6 protein-coding genes are annotated in these 6,185 nt (G+C 45.6%); 3 read left to right on the plus strand and 3 right to left on the minus strand.

Annotated features, from left to right (window positions below; genetic code table 11):
- Nucleotides 1–3 precede the first annotated feature (3 nt).
- A complete protein-coding gene (gene aroC / locus ACTIE6_RS11825) occupies nucleotides 4–1,083 on the plus strand; it encodes a chorismate synthase (protein ID WP_439556831.1) in 1,080 nt (359 codons plus the stop codon).
- Between the two features lies 1 nt (nucleotide 1,084).
- Here aroC and ACTIE6_RS11830 read toward each other — a convergent pair whose 3' ends face one another.
- From ACTIE6_RS11830 to ACTIE6_RS11840, 3 genes are all read right to left on the minus strand, one after another.
- The gene (locus ACTIE6_RS11830; RefSeq protein WP_439556832.1) at nucleotides 1,085–1,279 is read right to left on the minus strand and encodes a hypothetical protein; all 195 of its coding nucleotides are present in this window, start codon (nucleotides 1,277–1,279) and stop codon (nucleotides 1,085–1,087) included.
- A gap of 188 nt (nucleotides 1,280–1,467) precedes the next feature.
- Nucleotides 1,468–2,811 carry a Gfo/Idh/MocA family protein gene (locus ACTIE6_RS11835; protein WP_439556833.1) on the minus strand — a complete coding sequence of 448 codons (1,344 nt, stop codon included), beginning with the start codon at nucleotides 2,809–2,811 and terminating at the stop codon, nucleotides 1,468–1,470.
- Nucleotides 2,812–2,836: 25 nt separating this feature from the next.
- Nucleotides 2,837–3,823 (minus strand): formylglycine-generating enzyme family protein, encoded by a 987-nt coding sequence (locus tag ACTIE6_RS11840; RefSeq protein ID WP_439556834.1) that lies wholly within the window; start codon nucleotides 3,821–3,823, stop codon nucleotides 2,837–2,839.
- Nucleotides 3,824–3,962: 139 nt separating this feature from the next.
- Here ACTIE6_RS11840 and ACTIE6_RS11845 point away from each other — a divergent pair, with 139 nt between their 5' ends.
- Both ACTIE6_RS11845 and ACTIE6_RS11850 read left to right on the plus strand, forming a co-directional pair.
- Nucleotides 3,963–5,846 (plus strand): ABC-F family ATP-binding cassette domain-containing protein, encoded by a 1,884-nt coding sequence (locus tag ACTIE6_RS11845; protein ID WP_439556835.1) that lies wholly within the window; start codon nucleotides 3,963–3,965, stop codon nucleotides 5,844–5,846.
- Nucleotides 5,847–5,897: 51 nt separating this feature from the next.
- A partial coding sequence (locus ACTIE6_RS11850) for a DedA family protein (protein ID WP_439556836.1) occupies nucleotides 5,898–6,185 on the plus strand: 288 nt, incomplete at its 3' end.

The raw sequence follows: 6,185 nt of genomic DNA on the forward strand, positions 1-6,185 counted from the left end.
ACAATGGGAAGTACTTACGGAAAGATATTCAAAATAGCCACATTCGGCGAGTCACATGGAGCGGGAATCGGGGTAGTGATTGAAGGCTGCCCGGCCGGATTGGAATTCGATTCTGATTTTATCCAAAGCGAATTGACGCGGCGTAAGCCAGGACAATCCCGGATCACAACCCAGCGTAAAGAAGCCGACGAATTTGAGGTTCTTTCAGGCGTTTTTGAAGGGAAAACGACAGGTACTCCAATTGCATTGATCATCCGCAATGAAGATCAGCGTAGCAAGGATTATTCCCACATTGCTACGCAGTACAGACCATCCCACGCGGATTACACTTACCAGGAGAAATACGGTGTAAGAGACTATCGTGGCGGCGGAAGAAGCTCAGCGCGTGAAACAGCTGCCAGAGTCGCGGCTGGTGCAGTGGCGAAGCTGTTTCTTGCAAAAATGAACATCCAGATAACCGGATACGTATCGCAGGTTGGACAGATGAAGCTTGATAAAAGCTATACTGAGCTGGATCTTTCGCTGGCAGAAGAAAATGCAGTTCGCTGTCCTGATCCGGAAATGGCCGCTCAGATGTTTGATTACATCGATAATGTGCGGAAGTCCGGGGACTCTATTGGCGGGATAGTGAGTTGTGTAGTTACAGGTACGCCCGTGGGACTAGGCGAGCCGGTATTTGATAAGCTGCATGCGGAGCTTGGTAAGGCAATGCTCAGTATCAATGCGGTAAAAGGCTTTGAATATGGAAGCGGGTTCGAAGGGGTTAAACTACTTGGATCGCAGCACAACGATGCTTTTTTTGTAGACGAAAATGAAAAGGTACATACCAGAACAAATCACTCCGGGGGGGTGCAGGGAGGAATTTCAAACGGGCAGGATATTTATTTCAATGTGGCTTTCAAACCTGTTGCCACGATCATGCAGGATCAGGAAAGTGTAGATCAGGATGGAAATGTAGTAATTGTGCAGGGAAAAGGCCGACACGATCCATGCGTTGTTCCCCGCGCAGTACCTATTGTAGAAGCAATGGCGGCGTTGGTCTTGGCTGATTTTTACCTCAGGAATAAATCGAGTAAAATTTAATTCAGAGGCGATGTTTTCTGCGTCGCTGGTTGAGGCTTAGCACAAGCCAGATTGTGCCCAGAAATTCAATTAAAAGGCCGGCCAGGATAATAGGATTGCTTACGTGCTTTTGAGAAGTGTTGAGGAATACACCGGTAAGTACTATGATCATACCGGCGAGTAGAATAAGTGCAGCGTTTCCTAATCCAAGTTTCACTGACTATTTGTTTCGTTCCACAATAAGATCGTAAAGGATCTCTTACCGAATGTAAAAAATTGTTTCGGTAAATGCTATCTGAGCTGTGAAGTTTTTCCTGAATTTACTGCCGCAAAAAGGCAACAGACTTAAACAAAAAAATGGCTCCCAAGGAGCCATTTTTTTGTTTGTTCTATTTACGATAAAAATCAGATAACCTGACTTTTACCAGGAATAGCAACCGGATAAAGTCCGTCGGGACCTGGCATAATCTTCGGAGAAGCATCCCAGGCAAGTTTGTCAGGGAACAAATTGATATCTGAATTAAGTGCTTCATCCCACTTCACCATTTTACCGGAGTAAGTAGCCATTCTACCCATAATTGCAGTCATCGTACTTTTTGCTCCATTCTCTGCATCAGCAAATTTGTATTCACCTTTTGCAATAGCGGCAAACAATTCGTCATGTTCTACCTGATATGGGTTTTTGTCGGCTTTGCCATCATGCTGATAAATAACGCCGCCTTTGTAGTCTTTCAGCGCTGTTTTCTTCCCATCAAAGCTGTCAATGCGGCCCTTCGTTCCTACAAATGCTTCGTCAACGCGGTTCCAGGTTCCTTCAAACTGGCGGCACTGGCTTGAAATTACAGTTCCGTCAGCATAAACCAGATCCAATGTATGGTGATCATATATTTCACCGTAAGCTTTGCCGGTACGAACCTGGCGGCCGCCTGTTCCCTGGATTTCAACAGGATACCCTTTTTTTACCCAGTTTGCAACATCAATATTGTGCACATGCTGCTCTGAAATATGGTCACCACAAAGCCAGTTGAAGTAATACCAGTTTCTCATCTGGTATTCCATTTCAGTCTGGTTTGGCTGGCGCTCCTTCATCCAGGGGCTGCTTCCTACCCAGTATACCTGGCCACCCACGATATCACCAATCGCACCGTCGTGAATCCTTTTGATTGCTTCGATATAATTGGCCTGGTAGTGACGCTGTAAACCAACCACTACATTCAGTTTTTTCTTCTTAGCCTGCTCAGCTATTTCCAGCACTTTACGGATACCTGGTGCATCGGTAGCGACCGGCTTCTCCATAAAAATGTGCTTATCATTCTTCACAGCCTCTTCAAAGTGCGACGGACGGAAGCCCGGAGGTGTTGCCAAGATTACCACGTCAACATCTTTCAATGCGATTGCTTTCTTGAATGCGTCAAAACCAACAAATTTGCGGTCGTCGGGAACGTTGACTTTGGTTGCAGTATCAACTGCCTTACCAGAAGCATCTTTGTATTTCTTCGCAGTCAGGTTTTTATATGCATCATCCAGACGATCTTTAAATGCATCGGCCATTGCCACGATCTGCACGTTTTGCGATGTGCTCAGTGCCTGTGCAGCAGCTCCCGTTCCTCTTCCTCCGCAGCCAATCAGTGCCACTCTGATCGTCTCGTTCACAGAACTATTGAAGCCGTATCCTGTCAGCGGATTCAATATCGCACCGCCGGCGATCAGGCCCGATGCTTTTAAGAAATTACGTCTGTTTTGTTCCATTGCAAAAATTAAGAGTTATAGTTGATCAATAGTCTTCGATTAATTTGGGGCTGTAATAAGCTTTGATCTCTTCCGCAGAAGGTGTTTTCAGAGGTCTTACCACTCTGAACCCAACGAAAGAAGCGCTTGTCAGCCACCATTCACTTTTTGGCAATTGCGGGTCGAGTATCTTCCAGTCTGCTTTTGAAGGAACCCTTGCAGCGCTTCTCAAGTCAGCTGGCTCATCATCCCATGATCCCCCACGTACCGAATTCGGGTAAAGCTCTGTAACCGGCGCGTACTTCTCGCCAGCAGGCTTTTTAGCATAATAATCAGGGATGTATTGATCCAGCGTCCATTCCATTACATTTCCATGCATATCATGTAAGCCGAATGCATTTGGTTTTTTCTGACCTACTTTTTTGTAAGCAGCATCGCTGTTACCGCGGAACCACGCATAATCTCCCAGCTTAGAAGCATCGTCGCCGAAAGAGTAAGCCGTTTTAGAACCTGCGCGGCAGGCATATTCCCATTCAGCCTCTGTCGGCAAACGGTAGAATACGCCCGTTTTTTCATAAAGCCATTTGCAGAAGTGAATAGCAGCATATTGCGTCATGTTAATTGCAGGGTAACCTTCGCGGCCCATACCGAATGACATATCTACATAAGGCGGGCTGGGGCGGGTACTTGCGTCTGTTTTTTGCACTGATTTTTCAGGATCCGGGTGGCGGGCTGCCATTTCTTTTTCCATGTTCTTGAAAGAATACAGATCATAGATATCCCAGATCACTTCCACTTTCCCCATCCAGAAAGGTTCAATCTTTACCTTGTGCTGGGGACCTTCGTCGGCTTTGTGGCCTTTTTCGCTTGCCGGGCTTCCCATCATGAACTCGCCGCCGGGAATGGCGACCATTTCATATACCTTTGGGCTGCCCCCGATTTTTTGAGTGTAATTTTTAAAATTAGCGTCTTGGGCTAGTGCATTAAGGGAAAATAGGAGCGTTGAGATTAAGAAAAGAGATTGTTTAGACATAATAATAAAACGAGTCGGTTGGAACCATCTAACTGAATATAAGTGGCAATATTAGCCTATTTACCCTATCAAAACGAATTTTTTCTAAGTTGTTTGATATCTGTCCTAACTTTGCAGACATTGAATTTTAGCTTTAATCATGAATTATCTTTCAGCAGAAAATATAGCAAAGTCATTTGCTGACAAATGGCTTTTCAGAAATATCAGTTTTGGAATCAGCCGCGGCGATAAAGTCGCCTTAATCGGGAAAAATGGAACGGGGAAAACAACTTTTCTCAATATTCTCACAGGTAAGATACCACCTGACGAAGGCGAAGTAAGTTTCAGAAAGGACATTCGCATTGGTTATCTCGACCAAAGTCCTGCGTTCGACGAAAGCTTACCCGTATTAGAAGTTATTTTTTCTTCCAACAATCCCGTAGCACAGGTAGTGAAACGCTACGAACACGCCATTGAAACCGATAACCACGACGAACTTGCCGAGGTAATGGAAGATATGGACAAGTACAATGCGTGGGATTTTGAATACCGTACAAAGGAAGTGCTAGGCAGGCTGGGCATTCATCATACCGATACTCCGTACGGCGCACTTTCAGGAGGCCAGCGTAAAAGAGTAGCAATGGCGAAGGTTTTGCTGGAAGATCCCGACTTGCTGATCCTCGATGAACCTACCAACCACCTTGACCTGGACACCGTAGAGTGGTTGGAAAACTACCTTAATACTTCGAATACCACTTTGCTGGTAGTAACCCACGACAGGTACTTCCTGGATACAGTTTGTAATCAGATGCTGGAACTGGACCACGGTTCGGCTTATCCGTATAAAGGTAATTACTCTTATTTCCTTGAAAAGAAGGCGGAAAGAGAGGAAATGGAAGCTGCCGGCATTGATAAAGCGAGAAACCTGATGCGCAAGGAGCTTGACTGGATCAGGAGACAGCCCAAGGCGAGGGGTACCAAAGCCAAATACCGCGTCGACGCTTTTGAAGAGCTGAAAGAAAAAGCCAGTCAGAAGAAGTTTGATACCAAAATGGAACTGAATGTCCGCACGTCGCGACTCGGCAGCAAAATCAGAGAGCTTGAAAAGGTAAGCAAAGGTTTTGGTGAGCGGCAGCTGATCAAGGATTTTGAATATACTTTCCGTAAAGGCGATAGGATTGGGATTGTTGGTAAGAATGGAATGGGCAAATCTACGCTCCTGAATATGATCACCGGCGAGCTGACTCCCGATCAGGGCTCCATTGTAAAAGGAGAAACTGTACAGTTTGGCTATTACAAGCAGTCTGACCTTGTTTTCAATGAAAATCAGCGAGTAATTGATATTGTAAAAGATGTGGCAGAGGTAGTCCAGCTGGGAACCGGTGAATCGGTAACAGTTAGTAAGCTCCTTGAAGCATTCCTTTTTTCACCTTCAAAACAATACGATTTTATTTCAAAACTGAGCGGCGGTGAAAAGCGCAGGTTGCAGCTATTGCTGATCCTGATCAAGCAGCCCAACTTCCTGATCCTCGATGAGCCGACCAACGATCTGGACATTGCGAGCCTGAATGTACTTGAAGATTTTCTGATGAATTTCCCTGGCTGCCTGATGATCGTATCCCACGACCGTTATTTTCTTGACAGGCTGGTAGAACACATATTTGTTTTTGAAGGCGAAGGTAAAATCAGCGACTTCCCTGGTAACTATACCGAATTGCGTGACTATCAGGACGAACAGGAAGCAGAGAAAAAAGTTGCTGGCTCCAAACCTGCGCCCATTGCCGCCCCTGAGCCGGTGAAGGAAAGTGTGCCCGCTACTAATGTAACTGCCAAAAGAAAGCTGAGCTACAAAGAACAGAAGGAAATGGAGCAGCTTGAAGCTGATATAGCTAAAATGGAAAAGCAGAAAGCAATTCTGGTTGAAAAGCTGAACACCGGCGGCTCGCACGATGAGCTGGCAAGCTGGTCGAAAGAAATTGAGACATTGACCGAAAGTCAGGCTGACAAGGAGATGCGCTGGCTCGAACTATCTGAAAATGCTTAAATTTGAAAGGCTCCATAGAAAGTATGGAGCCTGTTCCTTTATCCTGAAGTTATGAATTCAATTACCGAATTTTTCCAATATATACTCAACTCCGAGGAAATCATTCGCACCGGCGGTTTGCTGGTGATCACATTCATTGTATTTGCCGAGAACGGATTGTTTTTCGCATTCTTCCTTCCCGGCGATTACCTGGTCTTCCTGGCTGGCGTGTTCTGCGGGACGGGCATTCTGGATGTACCGATCGGGATTTTACTGTTATGTATGTTTACGGCCGCCGTACTCGGGTCTTTGGTAGGCTATATTTTTGGCAAATATTTCGGGGGCTATTTTGAAAACAGG

Source organism: Dyadobacter sp., from assembly GCF_051859145.1.
Lineage (GTDB): Bacteria > Bacteroidota > Bacteroidia > Cytophagales > Spirosomataceae > Dyadobacter.